Annotated in this window: 15 protein-coding genes; 5 read left to right on the forward strand and 10 right to left on the reverse strand. The window is 66.4% G+C overall.

Annotated elements, in window-relative coordinates:
- Positions 1 to 118: 118 nt before the first annotated feature.
- Positions 119 to 619, forward strand: a complete 501-nt coding sequence (locus tag U5A52_RS31250) for a hypothetical protein (protein ID WP_321914844.1) — start codon at positions 119 to 121, stop codon at positions 617 to 619.
- 97 nt (positions 620 to 716) lie between these two features.
- Here the strand turns inward: U5A52_RS31250 and U5A52_RS31255 are convergent, their stop codons facing one another.
- Positions 717 to 3,218 (reverse strand): AsmA family protein, encoded by a 2,502-nt coding sequence (locus U5A52_RS31255; RefSeq protein ID WP_321937633.1) that lies wholly within the window; start codon positions 3,216 to 3,218, stop codon positions 717 to 719.
- Between the two features lie 123 nt (positions 3,219 to 3,341).
- On the opposite strand from U5A52_RS31255, the gene U5A52_RS31260 reads away from it, so the two are divergent.
- Positions 3,342 to 4,088: an ATP-binding cassette domain-containing protein gene (locus U5A52_RS31260; RefSeq protein WP_321914842.1), complete on the forward strand. Its 747-nt coding sequence runs from the start codon at positions 3,342 to 3,344 to the stop codon at positions 4,086 to 4,088.
- On the forward strand, positions 4,085 to 4,897 hold the full coding sequence (locus U5A52_RS31265; RefSeq protein ID WP_321914841.1) for an ABC transporter permease: 813 nt from the start codon (positions 4,085 to 4,087) through the stop codon (positions 4,895 to 4,897). Before U5A52_RS31260 ends, U5A52_RS31265 begins: the two co-directional genes overlap by 4 nt.
- A gap of 66 nt (positions 4,898 to 4,963) precedes the next feature.
- Here U5A52_RS31265 and U5A52_RS31270 read toward each other — a convergent pair whose 3' ends face one another.
- Together U5A52_RS31270 and ligD are read right to left on the reverse strand one after the other, a co-directional pair.
- Positions 4,964 to 5,533, reverse strand: coding sequence for a DUF6013 family protein (locus U5A52_RS31270; protein WP_321914840.1), 570 nt, complete (start codon positions 5,531 to 5,533; stop codon positions 4,964 to 4,966).
- A 307-nt stretch (positions 5,534 to 5,840) separates the two neighbouring features.
- Positions 5,841 to 6,893 carry a non-homologous end-joining DNA ligase gene (gene ligD, locus U5A52_RS31275; RefSeq protein ID WP_321937635.1) on the reverse strand — a complete coding sequence of 351 codons (1,053 nt, stop codon included), beginning with the start codon at positions 6,891 to 6,893 and terminating at the stop codon, positions 5,841 to 5,843.
- Positions 6,894 to 7,265: 372 nt separating this feature from the next.
- On the opposite strand from ligD, the gene serB reads away from it, so the two are divergent.
- Positions 7,266 to 8,105: a phosphoserine phosphatase SerB gene (gene serB, locus U5A52_RS31280; protein ID WP_321937637.1), complete on the forward strand. Its 840-nt coding sequence runs from the start codon at positions 7,266 to 7,268 to the stop codon at positions 8,103 to 8,105.
- A gap of 81 nt (positions 8,106 to 8,186) precedes the next feature.
- Here serB and U5A52_RS31285 read toward each other — a convergent pair whose 3' ends face one another.
- From U5A52_RS31285 to rimO, 5 genes are all read right to left on the reverse strand, one after another.
- Positions 8,187 to 9,392, reverse strand: a complete 1,206-nt coding sequence (locus tag U5A52_RS31285; protein ID WP_321914837.1) for a cystathionine beta-lyase — start codon at positions 9,390 to 9,392, stop codon at positions 8,187 to 8,189.
- Positions 9,393 to 9,493: 101 nt separating this feature from the next.
- Positions 9,494 to 10,090, reverse strand: coding sequence for a hypothetical protein (locus U5A52_RS31290; RefSeq protein WP_321937647.1), 597 nt, complete (start codon positions 10,088 to 10,090; stop codon positions 9,494 to 9,496).
- A 54-nt stretch (positions 10,091 to 10,144) separates the two neighbouring features.
- Positions 10,145 to 11,329, reverse strand: coding sequence for a beta-ketothiolase BktB (gene bktB, locus U5A52_RS31295; protein WP_321937638.1), 1,185 nt, complete (start codon positions 11,327 to 11,329; stop codon positions 10,145 to 10,147).
- 47 nt (positions 11,330 to 11,376) lie between these two features.
- Positions 11,377 to 12,327 (reverse strand): sugar kinase, encoded by a 951-nt coding sequence (locus U5A52_RS31300; RefSeq protein ID WP_321937640.1) that lies wholly within the window; start codon positions 12,325 to 12,327, stop codon positions 11,377 to 11,379.
- 5 nt (positions 12,328 to 12,332) lie between these two features.
- A complete protein-coding gene (gene rimO, locus U5A52_RS31305) occupies positions 12,333 to 13,670 on the reverse strand; it encodes a 30S ribosomal protein S12 methylthiotransferase RimO (protein WP_321937642.1) in 1,338 nt (445 codons plus the stop codon).
- Positions 13,671 to 13,988: 318 nt separating this feature from the next.
- Here rimO and U5A52_RS31310 point away from each other — a divergent pair, with 318 nt between their 5' ends.
- Positions 13,989 to 14,270, forward strand: coding sequence for a helix-turn-helix domain-containing protein (locus tag U5A52_RS31310; protein ID WP_321937644.1), 282 nt, complete (start codon positions 13,989 to 13,991; stop codon positions 14,268 to 14,270).
- A gap of 99 nt (positions 14,271 to 14,369) precedes the next feature.
- Here the strand turns inward: U5A52_RS31310 and phaR are convergent, their stop codons facing one another.
- Positions 14,370 to 14,975, reverse strand: a complete 606-nt coding sequence (gene phaR, locus U5A52_RS31315; protein WP_321914781.1) for a polyhydroxyalkanoate synthesis repressor PhaR — start codon at positions 14,973 to 14,975, stop codon at positions 14,370 to 14,372.
- 149 nt (positions 14,976 to 15,124) lie between these two features.
- Complete coding sequence (locus U5A52_RS31320; protein ID WP_321914780.1) at positions 15,125 to 15,865, reverse strand: 3-ketoacyl-ACP reductase; 741 nt, start codon at positions 15,863 to 15,865, stop codon at positions 15,125 to 15,127.
- Positions 15,866 to 16,031: the final 166 nt, after the last annotated feature.

The following is a 16,031-nucleotide window of genomic DNA, read 5'->3' on the forward strand; positions in this document are numbered from 1 at the left end:
GCTTCAGGCGCTCCGCGCGCCGCAAGAGCGGACCGTCCCCATCTCTATCCTCGTGAACGCAGCAAATCCGTGTGCTATAAAGGATCGACGTGCGGCGCACCAGTCCGGGAGTGGTCGCATGGGAACGCTGCGTGTACTGCAATCCACCTTTTTCAGGCGAATTTTTATGTCCTTCCCGAAAAAGCGCAAACGCGTCAAGGCTGACGGCGACGAGTCATTTCTCGCCGTGCTGAGCCACTTCAAGCCGTTCGGCCAACTCGATACCAAGATCGCGCGAGCACGCGCGCAGGACGAGCCCGTGCTCTATGCGCATATCCTGCCGGGGCTCGATGTGCTCCTGTGCAGCGTGCGCGGAGCGCAGCCACCGTATCCGGGCACGAGTGAATTGCGCAAGCGCTGCATCGAATCGATCGCTCACGCGCTCGAGCAGCCGATCGAAGGCCTCGAGAACGGCGGTTACTGGTATGAAGCGGACGGCTTCGGCTTTCTTGTGTTCGCGAGCCGCGCACGCAGCCGGGTCCTGCCCGAGTTCGGTGCGGCACGTCCGACCATGACCACCCGCCGCGTCACGCGCCGCCAGGACGCCGCCGGCGACACCGCGCCGCGCTCGTTGCGCTAGTCGTTGCGCCAGGTCGGCGCGCTCAACGAAGTTCACTGCACCGCTGCGCCGGGTCGATACACCCGGCGCAGCGGTTTTTCCGCTTCAGCTTCCCGAATCAGCTTCCCTTGTAGAGCGGCTGCTGCCCTTGCGTCGGCGTTGCAGTCGAGGCTGGCGACGGCGCGTCGCGCGTGGCCGGGCTCGCTTTCACGCCCCCTTCCCCTTTATTGCCCTTATCCGTCGCCGCAGCGGCGCTCGCGCCCGCGCCTGCGCTTGCGAGGTCCGGCTTCGGCAGCGCGCGCATTTTCTGGCCCGGCGGCGGCGCCACGGGATGTTCACGCATCTGCGCGAACAGCGCGTCGCATGGCAGCGGCTTGTTGTTGCTCGGCGCGATGAGCGGAATCAGCGCGGCGAACGGGTTGATAAGTCCGAGCCCGATCATCGCGCCGCCGCGCAGCGCGAGCGCCGTCGCATCCACGCCTACGTGCGGGTTCTTGAATGTGCCCCTCACGTAGAGCGGCGAGCGCAGCGTGAAAATGCGAAAGCCCTTCGTATGCGGATGGACCTTCATGTTCATCGATTCGTCGCGCAGGTCGATCGGGCCGTCGATGTTGATCACCGCGTCGTCGGTGTCGAGCGCGAACACGCGCGGATCGAGCACGCCGTTGGTGGCGACGAAGTCGGCCGCCGCACAGTTGATATTCACGTCGCGCGTGCCGAACAGCTTCTCGTACACCACGTTCGCCACGTTCAGGCCCGCCGCCTCCATGAGCAATCGGCTGATCGTGCCCTGCGTGACAAGCAGCTTCACCTCGCCGTTCGAGGTCGAGGCGAGCGCCGCCGGCGAGTTGCCGGTCGCCGTAAGCGAAGCGTCGCCGTTGATCTCGCCGAGCGCCGACTGCATCGTCTTGAAGTTCGGGAATAGCTGCTTGAGCTTCAGGTGACGCGCCTCCAGCGTGCCGCGCGCCTTGAGCGGCGCGCCGCTGCCGTCGAGCGAATCACGTGTGCCGAGCGTGCCGCCCGCCACACCGAACTGCAGCGGATCGAGCACGAGCACGCCGTTCGTCAGCATGACGTGCGCGTAGAGGTCCTGAACCGGCAAGCTGCCCTGCTTGATGATGCGCCGGCCCGTAAACTTGACGTCGGCGTCGATTGCGCTCCAGCGGTCGGTGCGGAACGGCTCGACCGGGATCACGCGATCGGCCGGCTGCGCAACGGTGTCGCCGCGCTTTGCCTTGCTCGCCGTGCTGTCTGCGCCGATGATCGGCGCGAGGTCCGAGAACTGCAGCAGGTTCGAAACCAGTTCGCCGCTCAGGAGCGGCCGCGGCGTGCGCTGCTGGTACACCACCGTGCCGTTCAGGTCGCTGCCGCCCACGCGGCCCGTGAAGTTCTCATAGCGGAACACGCTCGCGCCGCGCCTGAAATTGCCGACGAAGTGGCCTTCCGTGGCATACGGCGGCGTTTCGGGCAGCGTCACGCCGGTGAGGTTGTACAGATGCGCCAGGCTTTGTCCCTGCAGCCATAGGCGCAGATCGACGGCGGCCAGGTGCGTCGGGTCGGTGAGCGTGCCGACCAGCGCGATGTGCAGGTCGCCCGCGCGCATGTCGGCCTGAATCGGGAACGGACGCTTCGCGTCCTGCAGGGCGAGCACGCCGCCGAGCTTGCCGCTGCCCGCGAGCGCCGTCTTGCCGTACGTGCCCTTGATCGTCCAGCCGATCGCGTAGAACGGCTCTTGCGTGAGCGGCTGTGCGGGCGCGGCACCCGAGCCGGCGATCGGACCGCTGGCACCGCTCGCGGCGAGCGTTTGCGAGCCCGTTGCAGGCGCGCTTGTTACGGCCGTCGTGCCTGAAGCCGCCGCTGCGCTCGCCTCGCTGGTCGCACTAGCCGCGCTGGCAGCAGCCGCCTCCGAAGCCTGCTTGTTGACCTGCTGTGTCAGCCGGTTCGCGCCCGCGCGCCCTATGACCTGCGCGGAGCCCTCGCGCGACGCCGCTTCCTGCTCCTCCATCACCTTGCCGATCGGGATGCCCTGCCCAAGCAGGCTCACCGCGATCTTCACGTCGGTTTTCGTCTGCTGGTCGCTCACGGCGATATTGCCGCTCGAGAACGTGATGTCGTGCAGGTCGAGCCGCCACGTCGAAGGCCCGCTCGAGGCGGGCAGCTTGAAGGTCCAGTTGTTGCGCCCGTCGACAAGACGCTCGACGTCGATCGACGGATTCACGAGATTGATCGCCGGAATCACGATGTCGTGAGCCAGCAGCGGCAGCACGGCCACCTCGAAGTCGATTGCGTCGAGCGTGGCGAAATGCGGGGACTTCGTCCAATCGGGATTGGCGATCGCGATCTGCGTGGCCGAAAAGCGCGGCCAGGGCACCCACGCGCGCCAGCCCGTTTCGCCGGGCGGCCTCTGCCAGCCCACCTTGAGATCGCCTTCGATCGCAAACGGCCGCCCGATGGCTTCGGTGACCTTTTCGTTTACGTAGGGTTTGGCGTGGTTCCAGTCGAACGTCAGGATGAAAACGACGAGCACCGCAACCAACACGACGACAACCGCGACGAGCCATGCGATGATCCTGGCGAGCGTGCGGCCAAGGTTAAAGGGCTTGGGCTGCGGTGACGTCATGCGGACTCCACGTTATGCGTTGTTGTCGGCCTGCCATGTTGCAATACCGCAAGAGCAGTCAGCGTGCCCGGTTACATACTGTTTCGCACGCCTTGTCGTACCCGACATGTTTGCAATCTTTCGATGCTCAAGCACAACCCACTCCCCCCACTCCACGCCGATGGCGCGCCGCTCGTCGAGGCCCGCCAGATCGCCCGGCGCGACGCGCAACGCGGCCAGTGGCTGCTGCATCCCACCGATTTCGCGCTGCTAGCGGGCGAGCGCGCCGTGCTGGCGGGCCCGTCCGGCTCCGGCAAAAGCGTGTTCCTGCGCGCGCTCGCGCTGCTCGACCCGCTCGACGGCGGCGAGGTGCGCTGGCACGGCAAACCGGTCACGCGCGGGCGCATCGCCCAGTATCGGCGGCATATTGCGTACCTGCGGCAGCGGCCCGCGCTGCTGGACGGCAGCGTCGAAGACAACCTGCGCTACCCCTATACGCTAGCGGCTTACCGCGACGCGCGATTCGACGCGGCACGCGCGAACGCTCTCTTCGCCGCCATTGGCCGTTCCAGCGACTTCCTCGCGCGCGATACCTCCGAGCTTTCGGGCGGCGAAGCGCAAATCGTGGCACTCGTGCGCGTGCTCCAGCTCGATCCCGAAGCGCTGCTGCTCGACGAGCCGACCGCCTCTCTCGACCCCGAATCGGCGCGCGCCGTCGAGGCGCTGGTGGCCGGCTGGTTCGACGAGGCGCGCACAGCGCGCGCCACGGTCTGGGTTTCGCACGATCCCGCCCAGGCACAGCGCGTGGGCGAGCGGCATCTGACAATGCGCGCGGGCGTGCTCGAAGAACCCGCCACGCGCGCGGCATTCACTCAGGGAGCCGCACAATGAGCCCCGGCGTACTGCAGAACCTCGGCATCGGCGACGTCGCCATCGCGGCGCTGCTCGTGTTCGTCAACGGCGCGGTCTCCGTGCTGCTCAAGCTCGACCTCGAGCGCAAGCTGGCGTGGGCCGCCGTGCGCACCGTCGTGCAGTTGCTCGCGATCGGCTATGTGCTCGGCTGGGTGTTCGCATTCAACCGCTGGTACGTCGTGCTGCCGCTGATGGCGCTCATGACGCTGATCGCCGGTTTCGCCGGGGCGCAGCGCGGCGCACGCACGTATGGCGGGCAACGCGCGGACAGCATCGTGTCGATCTGGGTGAGCGCGTGGCTCGTGGCGGCAGTCGGGCTTTTCGTGGTGATCCGCATCCGGCCGTGGTACGAGCCGCAATACGCGATTCCGATCCTCGGCATGATTCTCGGCAACACGCTCACGGGCGTATCGCTCGGCGTGGAGCGCATGATGCAGGAGCTGACCGCGCGGCGCGACCGTGTGGAGACTGCGCTCGCGCTCGGCGCGACACGCTGGGAGGCCGCGCAGGCTAGCGCCCGCGAGGCGGTGCGCGCCGGCATGATCCCGACGCTCAACCAGATGGCCGTGGTCGGTGTGGTGAGCCTGCCCGGCATGATGACGGGTCAGGTGCTCGCGGGGCAATCGCCGCTGCAAGCCGTGCGCTATCAGATCGTGATCATGTTCCTGATCGCGGCTTCGTCGGCGCTCGGCACGGTGGGCGCGGTGCTGCTCGCGTACCGGCGCCTCTTCTCGCCGGAACACCGCTTTCTAGCGGCGCGGCTTATCGAGCGCAAGGCACGCGCCTAGACGTGTGCGGCCGGCCCGCGCTCGATGCTTTACGCGCTACGCCGGCCATCCCGCTTACGGCGCGCTTTAGCGCTGCGCCGAGATCGTGATCTGCGTGCCGTCGCTGAGCTTGAGCGTTTTCGCAGTGCCATTGGTGGGCATCGTGAGGTGCGCGACCTCGCTATGCGCAACCACAGCAGGACACGTAAGCGATGCGCCGTTGCTCGACACCGTTTGCGTCCCGTGCGGCGCCTGGGCGCGGAAGCTCACCTGCACGGTGGCCGTGCCGTTACTCGCGACGATTGGCGCAAGGCGAACCTGGGTCTGCCTGACCATCGCGCCGTTCGCGTCGAGCGGCAACGAGGCGTAGTCCGGGCAGCCTTGCGGCGTCGCGACTGCGCCGCCCGGCGGCGTGGTGCGCCACGTGAAGTCGTCGGTGTCGCCCGAGCGCAGCGTGCGGGTCTCCTGAGCGTCGCCGAACGCCTTCGACACGACCCGTACCGTGTAGCGGATCGGCCCGTCGGTCGCGGCCTTCGAGGTGACCGTGATCGGTGTGGCCGCGAGCGCGGGCAGCGCGATGACGCAAGACGCGGCTAGGACGAACGGGACGAGCGCCGCGCGACGGCGGCGAGTATGGCGGGAGCTGCGGCAAGGCATGCGTCACCTCCTGGCGGGAACGGCCGCGCCCGTGGGCAATGGCGGCGTACGCAACGAACGCGGCAAGCCGCGAAAAGCCGGTACGACGCACCGCTCCCGTGCGGCGGATGGTCTGTTAGCAGTCTAGCGCGCCGCGCGCTGCCTTGCGCCGAGCGCATGCATCGAACGGACCAGGTTTTATCCTGCTTGTCATCGCGGGTAATTTGCTTGCTGTCCGTCTGTGCGTGGTCATGCGCCGTACTTCATCGGCATCGACGATCCGTTGTGCATAGGCGGCGCGCAAAACATCCTCACGCTCACGGCTTCACTACTTGCCGGTTGACTCCAGACTCAGCGTCAGCTCCGCCGTCAACTTCTGCCGAACGCTTCCATAGGCCCCCCAGGGATCAGCCTGCTCGATCCGGGCGAGACGCGCGTCGATGGTTGCAAGCGTCCATTGCGCGCCCCCCGTCGTCGCCTCCAGTTCGTCCCAGCCGATCGGCACGGATATGCCCATGCCCGGGCGCGCCCGCACGCCATACGCGAGCGCCGTGCTCGCGCCGCGCGCATTGCGCAGATAGTCGATGAAGATCTTCTTCTTGCGGTGCTCTGGGCCCATAGTGGCCGTGATCTGCGTGGGCCAGACCGCGGCCAGATGCTGCGCAACCGCACGGGCGAATGCCTTCGCGTCCTCCCAGCCCGCCTCCGGCGTGAGCGGCACGACGATATGCAGCCCCTTGCCGCCGCTCGTCTTGCAGAATGACTCGAGCTTGAGTTCCGCAAGCAGTGCACGCGTGGACTGCGCCGCCTCGATCACGCGGTCCCAGCCCAGCGCCGGATCGGGGTCGAGGTCGAAGACAACCCGATCGGGCCGCTCGATGTCGTGGACGCTGGCGTTCCAGGTGTGCAACTCGATAACGTCCATCTGCGCGGCGCTCACCAGCGCGCGCGCTGTATCGATCGTGAGCAGCGGCGGATGGCCCGGGTCGAGCCCTTCGTGTTCGGTGAGTTCGGGCAGCGGCGCCCGCCCACAGTGGCGCTGGAAGAACATCTCGCCGCTCAAGCCGCGCGGTGCGCGCACGAGCGACACGGGGCGATCGCGCAGTTGCGGCAGAATCCAGCCCGCAGCGCGCGCGTAGTAGCGCACGAGTTCGAGCTTGTGCGTGCCGCTGTCGGCATCGATAACGCGTCTCGCACTCGTGATGCGTATACCGTCGATTTCGGTTTCGGCCGAGTCGTCACGCCGGCGCCGTGTGGTTCGAGGCAAGCGGTGCACGGACGCGGCAGGCGTGGCCGGCGCGGCGGCGTCCGAGTTCGAGGCCCGCTCGCCGCGCGGCGTTCGGGCAGATGTCCTGGTTGGGGCCTTGCGAGCGTCCTGCATACCGGTTCCCCTGGCGCCCTCGCGCACATGACGCGTCGCGCGACGCGAGTCGCGACACGTTCGGTTGACGGCACGCGGCAGCCGCCCCCGTCAGACTGCCGCACGAGCTTTCATTGTGCCTCGAATGAGCGCTTTCGTCGCTGCAAGGTGATCGCAAGCGTGTGCCGAAAAACGGGGAAATATCTGCCATGAGGAGAAGCGCGCGGCGAACATGGCCGACGACCGTTGCGATCGGCGGGAAGTTACAATGACGGGCTTTGCCGCGCACTGCAGAGCGCAATTCCGGCTCTTGCACGCGCGACTGCGCCCTTTTTCATCCGATTTCATCCGATCAATCCGACGACGCCGTGCGTCGGCTTTGCCCGTCCTGCCATGAACCTCGTCATCCAGAGTCCCGCCCCGCTCGACACCGTCCATCACAAGCCGCTTCTCGGCCTCGCCCGCGGCAGCCGCCTCACGCCGATCGACGCTCACGCGGTCCGCATCGAGCATGCCGAGCCGGCCCAGCGGGCCGACCTCGAGGTCTACTGCGGCACGCACCAGCTCGACTACGCATTCGTCGAAGCGGAGCGCACGCTGGCCGATTTCGGCCTCGTGGCGATGGACATGGACTCGACGCTCATCACGATCGAATGCATCGACGAAATCGCGGACTTCTGCGGCCTCAAGGCCGAGGTCGCGGCGATTACCGAAGCTTCGATGCGCGGCGAGATCAAGGACTTCAACGAAAGCCTCACGCGCCGCGTGGCGCTCCTCAAGGGGCTCGACGCGAGCGCCCTGGAGCGTGTGTATGAAGAGCGACTGCAGCTCTCGCCGGGCGCCGAGCAGATGCTCGCGGGCGCGAAGGCAGCGGGCCTGAAAACGCTGCTCGTGTCCGGCGGCTTCACGTTCTTCACCGAGCGCCTGAAGGCGCGTCTCGGGCTCGACTACACGCGCGCGAACTCGCTCGAAATCGTCGACGGAAAACTCACGGGACGCGTGACCGGCGAGATCGTCAACGCCGACGTGAAGGCGCGTACGCTTGCCGAAACCTGTGCGCAGATCGGCATCGAGCCAGGCCGCGCAATCGCGATGGGCGACGGCTCGAACGACCTCAAGATGATGGGCGTAGCGGGTTTGTCGGTTGCGTTCCGCGCGAAGCCGGTGGTGCGCGAGGCCGCGAGCGTCGCGTTCAACTTCGTCGGGCTCGACGGCTTGCTGCGTCTGTTCTGATCGGGATTGCGCCGCGGTTAGAAAAGACAACGGCCGCTCGTGTCCTCGTGGACGCGAGCGGCCGTTGTTGTTTCGCGCGGATTATTCAGGCGTACTTGCTTTTTCCGCAAGCCTTGCGAGCGCGCGCTCGATGTCGGCGCGCAGATCGGCCTCTTCTTCGAGGCCGATGTAGAAGCGCACCAGCGTGCCGCGATGCGGCCAGCTCGCTGCCGTGCGCATCGAACCGACGTCGTACGGCATGGCGAGGCTATGCGCCCCGCCCCAGCTCCAGCCCAACGCGAAGAGCTCGAGCGACTCGCAGAACGTGTCGATCTGCGCCGCACTGTAACGCTCGTCGAACACCACGGAGAAAAGGCCGCCCGCGCCCGTGAAGTCGCGCTTGTAGAACTCGTGGCCCGGGCAATCTTCGAACGCCGGGTGCAGCATCGCCGCGATTTCGGGGCGCGACTTGAGCCAGCCTGCGAGTGCGAGCGCGGTGCGATCGTGCGCCTCGAAGCGCGCCTTCATGCTCGGCAGCGCGCGCAGCACGAGCGAGCAGTCGTCGACCGAAACGCCAATGCCAAGGCGCATGCGCGCGGCCTTGAGCTTGAGATAAAGATCGCGGTCGGCGGTGATGGTTGCGCCCATCAGCACGTCACTGCCCCCCGACTGATACTTGGTGAGCGCCTGCACCGAAATGTCGATGCCGTGCTCGAACGGCTTGAAGGCAAGGCCTGCCGACCACGTGTTGTCGATGGCCGTCACCACGTTGCGCGCGCGCGCCGCCGCGGTGATCGCGCGCACGTCGGGCACTTCCATCGTCACCGAGCCCGGTGCTTCCAGCCAGATCAGCTTCGTGTTCGGCTGGATCAGCTCGGCGATGCCCGCACCGATCATCGGATCGTAGTAGCGCACCGTGAGGCCGAAATCGCGTGCGAGCCAGTCGCCATGATCGCGGTTCGGCGAATAGACGTTATCGGGAATCAGCACGTCGTCGCCTGACTTCAGCAGTCCGAAGTAGACGTTCGAGATGGCCGAGAGTCCCGAGGGTTGCAGCAGCGCATGTGTGCCGCCTTCGATCTCGGCGATGCGCTTTTGCAGCATGGCCGAGGTGGGCGTGGCGTGCAGGCCGTAGCGCCATTGCGCATCGTTGCGCCAGTCGAGCGCGCGCACCGAAGCGAGGTCGGGAAACACCACGGTCGAAGCCCGCGTGACCGGCGCGGCAAACGATTCGAAGCCGGGCGTGAGGTCGTCTTGCGGGTGAATGATGCGCGTCTGCAACGCGCGGCGGGAGTCGGATTGGGTCATGTTGGAGCGAATTCGGTTGAGGCGCGAGAACGTTGCGGCGCGGGCCTGCGCGAAAGACGCGCGCGACGCCGCATAGCGAAGAGTAACACCCGTAGCGGCGCTTATTGCCCGATCACGAGATTGCTCACGCCGTTCACGGCGTGCGCGCCGTTCGGCGTCGATGCGCTCGCCGCGCCAGTCGACACGGCGGGCGCCGCAGCCCCCGCCGCGAGCGGCTTCAGATCGAAGGGGACCGGGTGCGAGTCGTCCGGATCCATGCGGTCGCCCGCCAGCGAGCCGTCTTCGGCGAACGTGCCCACCCAGTTGCCGGAGATATGCGTGCCGTCGTTCGAGTCCTCGGCTTCGAGCGTGGCCTCCGCGCGGTCGCCCGCGATCAGGACCACCTCGCCCGTATCCGTGAACTGATATTCGCCATGCACGCCACTGGGGTCGTCGTCTTCGGCTTTTGCGCCGAGGCGCATGACGATCTGACGGTTACCGAGCGTGCCGACGTATTGCGGCAGCTTCGCGAACTCGGGGTTCGGCTTGAGCGTGGACTTGGCGGGCGGCGGCGCGCTCGCGTCCTGCGCGCGCGCCGCGAGCGGCAGCGCGAGCGCCATGACCGCCGCAGCCGCGGCCGCGGCGGCAATCCAGCCGCGCGCCTTGATCGCGCCGCCCCGTCGGGCGGCCGCGCGCGGCGGCCGCTGTGCTTGCGTCATTGCTTCCATCTGAATCCTTCCTTCACTTGCACAGCTGGCGGGGCGTAGTGCGTATCAGATGCGTTCGAAGATGGCCGCAATGCCCTGGCCGCCGCCGATACACATCGTCACGAGCGCGTAGCGCCCCCCGATACGCTGCAGTTCATACAGCGCCTTCACGGTGATGAGCGCACCGGTCGCGCCGATCGGGTGGCCGAGCGAGATGCCCGAACCGTTCGGATTGACCTTGGCCGGGTCGAGCCCGAGTTCCTGCGATACCGCACAGGCCTGCGCCGCGAAGGCTTCGTTGGCCTCGATGACGTCGAGGTCGCTGACCTTCAGGCCTGCGCGCTCGAGCGCCTTCTGCGTGGCCGGCACCGGGCCGATGCCCATGTACGCCGGATCGACGCCCGCATGCGCATACGAGACGAGGCGCGCGAGCGGCTTCACACCGCGCGCACGAGCGGCGTCGGCGCTCATCAGCAGCACGGCGGCCGCCGCGTCGTTGATGCCCGACGCGTTGCCCGCGGTGACCGTGCCGCTCTCCTTCGCGAACACCGCCTTGAGCTTCGAGAAGTCCTCCAGCGTGGCGCCGTGGCGCACGTGTTCGTCGGCGTCGAACAGCACTTCGCCCTTCTTCGACTTGATCGAGACAGGAAGGATCTGATCCTTGAAGCGGCCTTCGGCGAGCGCGCGCTCCGCACGGCGGTGCGATTCGAGCGCAAGCGCGTCCTGCGCCTCGCGCGTGATGCCGAACTTCTTCGCGACGTTTTCCGCCGTCACGCCCATATGGATCGTCTGGAACGGGTCGTGCAGCGCGCCGATCATCATGTCGACGAGTTGCGTGTCGCCCATGCGCTGGCCGAAACGCGCGGCCGGCATCGAGTACGGCGCGCGGCTCATGTTCTCCGCGCCGCCACCGATCGCGATGTCGGCGTCGCCGAGCAAAATGGTTTGCGCAGCCGACACGATCGCCTGCAGGCCCGAGCCGCACAGGCGGTTCACGGTCAGCGCCGGCGCGTGCTGCGCAACGCCGCCGTTGATCGCGGCCACACGCGCGAGATACATGTCCTTGGGCTCCGTGTGCACGACGTTGCCGAACACCACGTGACCGACCGCGTCGCCCTCCACGTTCGCCCGCGAGAGCACCTCGCGCACCACGCGTGCGCCGAGATCCGTCGGGGAGAAGTCCTTCAGGCTGCCGCCGAAGTCGCCGATTGCCGTACGCACACCGCTTGCCACTACTACTTCGCGTTCCATAGTCTCACTCCTCTCTTCCTGATTGGATGAATCTCGTTATTGGCGCGTTATTGGCGCGTTGCGCCCGGAGGGCCATCAGCGAGCAAGCGCTCGACGTCCTCGCGATAAGGAATAGGCGCCACGGCGCCAAAACCCAGCGTCGAAAGCGCGGCGGCCGCGTTCGCATAGCGTGCCGCCGCGAACGGTTCGTCGCCGGCCGCGAGGCGCGCGACGAATGCGCCGCCAAAGCAGTCGCCCGCGCCCGTGGCGTCCACGGCTGCGACCACGTGGCCAGGCACGACGCGCCGCTCGTCGGGCGTCGCAACGTAGGCGCCGTCCTTGCCCAGCTTGAGCGCAACCACACGAGCGCCGCGCGCGAGCAGGTAATCGACAATCGCGTCGCGGTCTTCGAGGCCCGTGAGTACCGCCACGTCGTCCCAGCTAGGCAGGCAGATATCGGTGAGCCGCAGCACCTCGTTCATCACGGCGCGCGCCCGCGCGAGTGGCCACAGCTTCAGGCGCAGATTGGTGTCGAAGCTCACGCGCACGCCGTTGGCGCGCGCATGCTCGACAGCGGCGAGCGCCGCGTCGCAGGCGCTGTCGCTGATCGCCACGCTAATGCCGGAAAGATGCAGCACGCGCGCAGCCGCAATGGTGTCGAGCGGCAGATCGCGCGGCGTGTACCGGCTCGCGGCCGACCCTTTGCGCAGATAGTCGAAGGCATGGCCGCTCGGGCCATGCGAGACGAAGTAGACGCCAGTGGGCGCCGTCGCGTCCACGCGCACCGTCGAGGTATCGACATCTTCGCGCGTCCAAAGGTCGGTCAGGAGGCGTCCGAAATGGTCGTCGCCGACCGCCGAGACGAAGCCCGTGCGCGCGCCCTGGCGAGCCGCCGCGATGGCGAAGTTCGACGTATCGCCGCCGAAGCCCTGCAAATACTCGGGGCGGTCTTTCGACGCCTGGTTGAACTCGACCATGGCCTCGCCATAAGCGAGGACTTGCGGGGCGACGCTCGTCATGCCGCTCAGACCTCGCCCCAGAGGTCGTGGCCGTCCGCGCCGGTGATCTTCACCGAAACGAAGTCGCCGACCTTGTAGCGCTTCGACGCCTTGGTCGCGGGCGCGACATAGACCACGCCGTCGATCTCGGGCGCATCCGCCGCGGTGCGGCCAATGCCGCCGTCGGCGTTGATCTCGTCGATCAGCACCTTGAGCGTCTTGCCGACCTTGCGCTGAATACGCTTGGCCGAAACTTCCTCCGCGACTTCCATGAAGCGTGCGCGGCGTTCCTCACGCACCTCGTCGGGCAACGCGCCGTCGAGTTCGTTCGCCGTTGCGCCTTCAACCGGCGAATAGGCGAAGCAGCCCACGCGGTCGAGTTCGGCCTCGCGGATGAAGTCGAGCAGCGTTTCGAATTGCTCTTCCGTTTCGCCAGGGAAACCGGCAATGAACGTGCTGCGGATCGTGAGATCGGGGCACATCTCGCGCCAGGCCTTCACGCGCTCCATGACCTTCTCCGCGTTCGCGGGGCGCTTCATGCGCTTGAGGACTTCAGGGTGAGCGTGCTGGAACGGCACGTCGAGATACGGCAGCACGTGACCCTTGAACGGACCTTCGGCCATCATCGGAATGACTTCGTCCACGCTCGGATACGGGTAGACGTAGTGCAGGCGCACCCAGGCGCCGTATTGCGCAGCCAGTTCGCCGAGCGCGGCAACGAGGTCGGTCATGCGCGTCTTGATCGGCTTGCCGTTCCAGAAACCGGTGCGGTACTTCACGTCCACGCCGTAAGCGCTCGTGTCCTGCGAGATCACGAGCAGTTCCTTCACGCCGGACTTGAAGAGGTTTTCCGCTTCGAGCATGACCTCGGCGACCGGGCGCGACACGAGGTCGCCGCGCATCGACGGGATAATGCAGAACGTGCAGCGGTGATTGCAGCCTTCGGAGATCTTCAGGTACGCGTAATGGCGCGGCGTGAGCTTGATGCCGGCGGCCGGCACGAGATCGACGAACGGATCGTGCGGCTTGGGCAGGTGGCTGTGCACCGCCTGCATGACCTCGCCCACCGCGTGCGGGCCCGTCACGGCGAGCACCTTCGGATGCACTTCTTCGATCAGGTTCGACCCGCTCGCGCTCGCCTTCTTGCCGAGACAACCGGTCACGATCACCTTGCCGTTCTCGGAAAGCGCTTCGCCAATGGCGTCGAGGCTCTCCTGCACGGCTTCGTCGATGAAGCCGCACGTGTTGACGACGACGAGGTCCGCACCGTCGTAAGACCCCGAGATTTCGTAACCCTCGGCGCGCAGCTGGGTAATGATCTGCTCGGAGTCGACAAGCGCCTTCGGGCAGCCGAGGGAAACCATCCCGACGCGCGGAGCAGGATTGCGGGAGGTCGTTGATTCAACAGGGTTTTTCACGTGTACATCCAGATGTGGGGCGCAGGGCGTTCGTTGCGCCGCGCGAGGGTCAAGCCAATCCGCCATTTTACCCGTTTGGCGTATCGTGCGGCGCAGCATGGTAGACACGCACCCGCACGCGCCGGGGTCGGATGAAATATGGGCAGGATCAAACTTCGTTCAGCTATGGCTCGCCTGCCAGCTGCGCATCGGGATAATTTTCGCCCGGTGCGCATTGCGCGCGATCAAGCACATCCTTCTACCGGCTGCGTGGAGAGCGCGAATATGAAAAAGACAATGGACGCGTTTCAGGCCGATTTGCTGAAACCGGTGCGTCAGACGAAAGCCGGCACAGCGCGCATCACGCGCGGCCAACCCACCGCCGCCTCGCTCGCGCGTGCAAGTGCCGGACTCTCGCAAAGCGCCTTCGCTGCGCTGCTGGGCGTTTCCACGCGTACGCTACAGGACTGGGAGCAAGGCCGGCGCCAGCCGACGGGCGCCGCGCAAACCCTGTTGCGCCTGGCCGTGGCGCACCCTGAAGCCTTGCGCGCGCTGCAAAGCGCCTGAAGACGGCGGCCCAATGGGGGGCGTGCTCGCGAGGCAACGCTTCGCCACGGCGCGCCGCGCCTTGCCAGCGCGCGCCACCCGCCGTGTGCGTCGCGCCGCTTACTTCTTCTCTTGCTCGTCGTCCGCGGGTGCACCCTGTGCCGGTGCCGCCGCGCCGCCCGGCGTCACGGGCTTGAACGGGAAGCTACTGAACATGTTCTTCGCCTGGTTCTGCATCTGCTCCTGCATTTGCACGAACATGTTCTTCGACTGCTCGATGTAGCTCGTCATCATGCCCTGCATCATCGGCGCCTGCATGTTCATGAACTGCGACCAGACCTCGGGGTTCATCGCGTTGCCTTCGTAAAGGCTCTTCGACTGATCCGCGAGCTTGTTCTGGATGTCGATGAACGCCTGGATGTTCTTTTCCAGGTAGGTGCCCATCATGCCCTGCATCGCATGGCCGTAGAAACGGATGATCTGCGACAGCATCGACGACGAGAACATCGGCAGACCGCCGCTTTCCTCTTCGAGAATGATCTGCAGCAAGATGCTGCGCGTCAGATCCTCGTTGGTCTTCGCGTCGATGACCTTGAACTCTTCCTGCTCCAGCACGAGTTGCTTCACGTCCGTCAACGTGATGTACGTGCTCGTCTCCGTGTCGTACAGCCGACGATTCGGATACTTCTTGATGAGACGTTCGGCGGTTTTCTTTGTAGTCGTCATGTGTCGCCCTTGTTTGCGCCAACGCGCGGCGGCCGTTGCCGTCGCGCGTTGGTCTAGCCCGGAAACGGCCTGCCCCGGTGAGCAAACAGGCCCGCTGCCGTCCTCGATCCCAGCTTCGCGCGCTCCCTGCAAGCGCGCTGCGCTCGGGATCAGCCCATGTGCAACCCGCCATTCAGCGAGAAGTCAGCACCGGTTGCAAAGCCTGACTCGTCGGACGCGAGCCACGCCACGATCGACGCGATTTCCTCGGGTGCGCCGAGGCGGCGCACGGGAATCGTCGCGACGATCTTTTCCAGCACGTCGGGACGGATGGATTTCACCATGTCCGTGCCGATATAGCCCGGCGAAACGGTGTTGACCGTCACGCCCTTGGTCGCCACTTCCTGAGCCAGCGCCATAGTGAAGCCGTGAATGCCGGCCTTGGCCGTGGAATAGTTGGTCTGGCCGAACTGGCCCTTCTGGCCGTTCACCGACGAGATGTTGATGATGCGGCCCCAGCCGCGCTCGACCATGCCGTCGATCACCTGCTTCGTCACGTTGAAGAGGCTCGTGAGATTGGTGTCGATCACGGCCGTCCAGTCTTCGCGCGTCATCTTGCGGAACACCACGTCGCGCGTGATGCCGGCGTTGTTCACGAGCACATCGATTTCGCCGACTTCGGCCTTGATCTTGTCGAACGCCTGGCGCGTCGAATCCCAATCGCCCACGTTGCCTTCCGAGGCGATGAAGTCGTAACCGAGCGCCTTCTGGTCTTCCAGCCATTTCACGCGGCGCGGCGAATTCGGGCCGCAGCCGGCGATGACCGTGAAGCCCTGCTTGGCGAGGCGCTGGCAAATGCCGGTTCCGATGCCGCCCATCCCGCCCGTTACATACGCAATACGCTCTGACATAAACCACACTCCATTATCGTTTTCCTGGCGCGCCCTTCGACGGCCCTGGCCTCGCTCCTTCCCGCTGCCACCACCCGCGCCACGCGTTGCTCGCAGCGCCGGGGCGAACCGCTAGCCGCTGCTAACAGCGCCCCCCGGCAATCGCATGAAGCGCAATCAAGCGCGT

Origin of the sequence: Paraburkholderia sp. J8-2 (assembly GCF_905220195.1) — a bacterium.
In the GTDB taxonomy this organism is placed as follows: Bacteria; Pseudomonadota; Gammaproteobacteria; order Burkholderiales; family Burkholderiaceae; genus Paraburkholderia.

What these genes read in the sequence shown, in the direction of transcription:
- U5A52_RS31255 (WP_321937633.1), bottom strand. Translation starts at nt 3,218, where the DNA reads ATGACGTCACCGCAGCCCAAGCCCTTTAACCTTGGCCGCACGCTCGCC.
- bktB (WP_321937638.1), bottom strand. Translation starts at nt 11,329, where the DNA reads ATGGAACGCGAAGTAGTAGTGGCAAGCGGTGTGCGTACGGCAATCGGC.
- U5A52_RS31290 (WP_321937647.1), bottom strand. Translation starts at nt 10,090, where the DNA reads ATGACGCAAGCACAGCGGCCGCCGCGCGCGGCCGCCCGACGGGGCGGC.
- U5A52_RS31320 (WP_321914780.1), bottom strand. Translation starts at nt 15,865, where the DNA reads ATGTCAGAGCGTATTGCGTATGTAACGGGCGGGATGGGCGGCATCGGA.
- U5A52_RS31270 (WP_321914840.1), bottom strand. Translation starts at nt 5,533, where the DNA reads ATGCCTTGCCGCAGCTCCCGCCATACTCGCCGCCGTCGCGCGGCGCTC.
- rimO (WP_321937642.1), bottom strand. Translation starts at nt 13,670, where the DNA reads ATGGTTTCCCTCGGCTGCCCGAAGGCGCTTGTCGACTCCGAGCAGATC.
- U5A52_RS31250 (WP_321914844.1), top strand. Translation starts at nt 119, where the DNA reads ATGGGAACGCTGCGTGTACTGCAATCCACCTTTTTCAGGCGAATTTTT.
- serB (WP_321937637.1), top strand. Translation starts at nt 7,266, where the DNA reads ATGAACCTCGTCATCCAGAGTCCCGCCCCGCTCGACACCGTCCATCAC.
- U5A52_RS31265 (WP_321914841.1), top strand. Translation starts at nt 4,085, where the DNA reads ATGAGCCCCGGCGTACTGCAGAACCTCGGCATCGGCGACGTCGCCATC.
- U5A52_RS31285 (WP_321914837.1), bottom strand. Translation starts at nt 9,392, where the DNA reads ATGACCCAATCCGACTCCCGCCGCGCGTTGCAGACGCGCATCATTCAC.
- U5A52_RS31260 (WP_321914842.1), top strand. Translation starts at nt 3,342, where the DNA reads ATGCTCAAGCACAACCCACTCCCCCCACTCCACGCCGATGGCGCGCCG.
- phaR (WP_321914781.1), bottom strand. Translation starts at nt 14,975, where the DNA reads ATGACGACTACAAAGAAAACCGCCGAACGTCTCATCAAGAAGTATCCG.
- ligD (WP_321937635.1), bottom strand. Translation starts at nt 6,893, where the DNA reads ATGCAGGACGCTCGCAAGGCCCCAACCAGGACATCTGCCCGAACGCCG.
- U5A52_RS31310 (WP_321937644.1), top strand. Translation starts at nt 13,989, where the DNA reads ATGAAAAAGACAATGGACGCGTTTCAGGCCGATTTGCTGAAACCGGTG.
- U5A52_RS31300 (WP_321937640.1), bottom strand. Translation starts at nt 12,327, where the DNA reads ATGACGAGCGTCGCCCCGCAAGTCCTCGCTTATGGCGAGGCCATGGTC.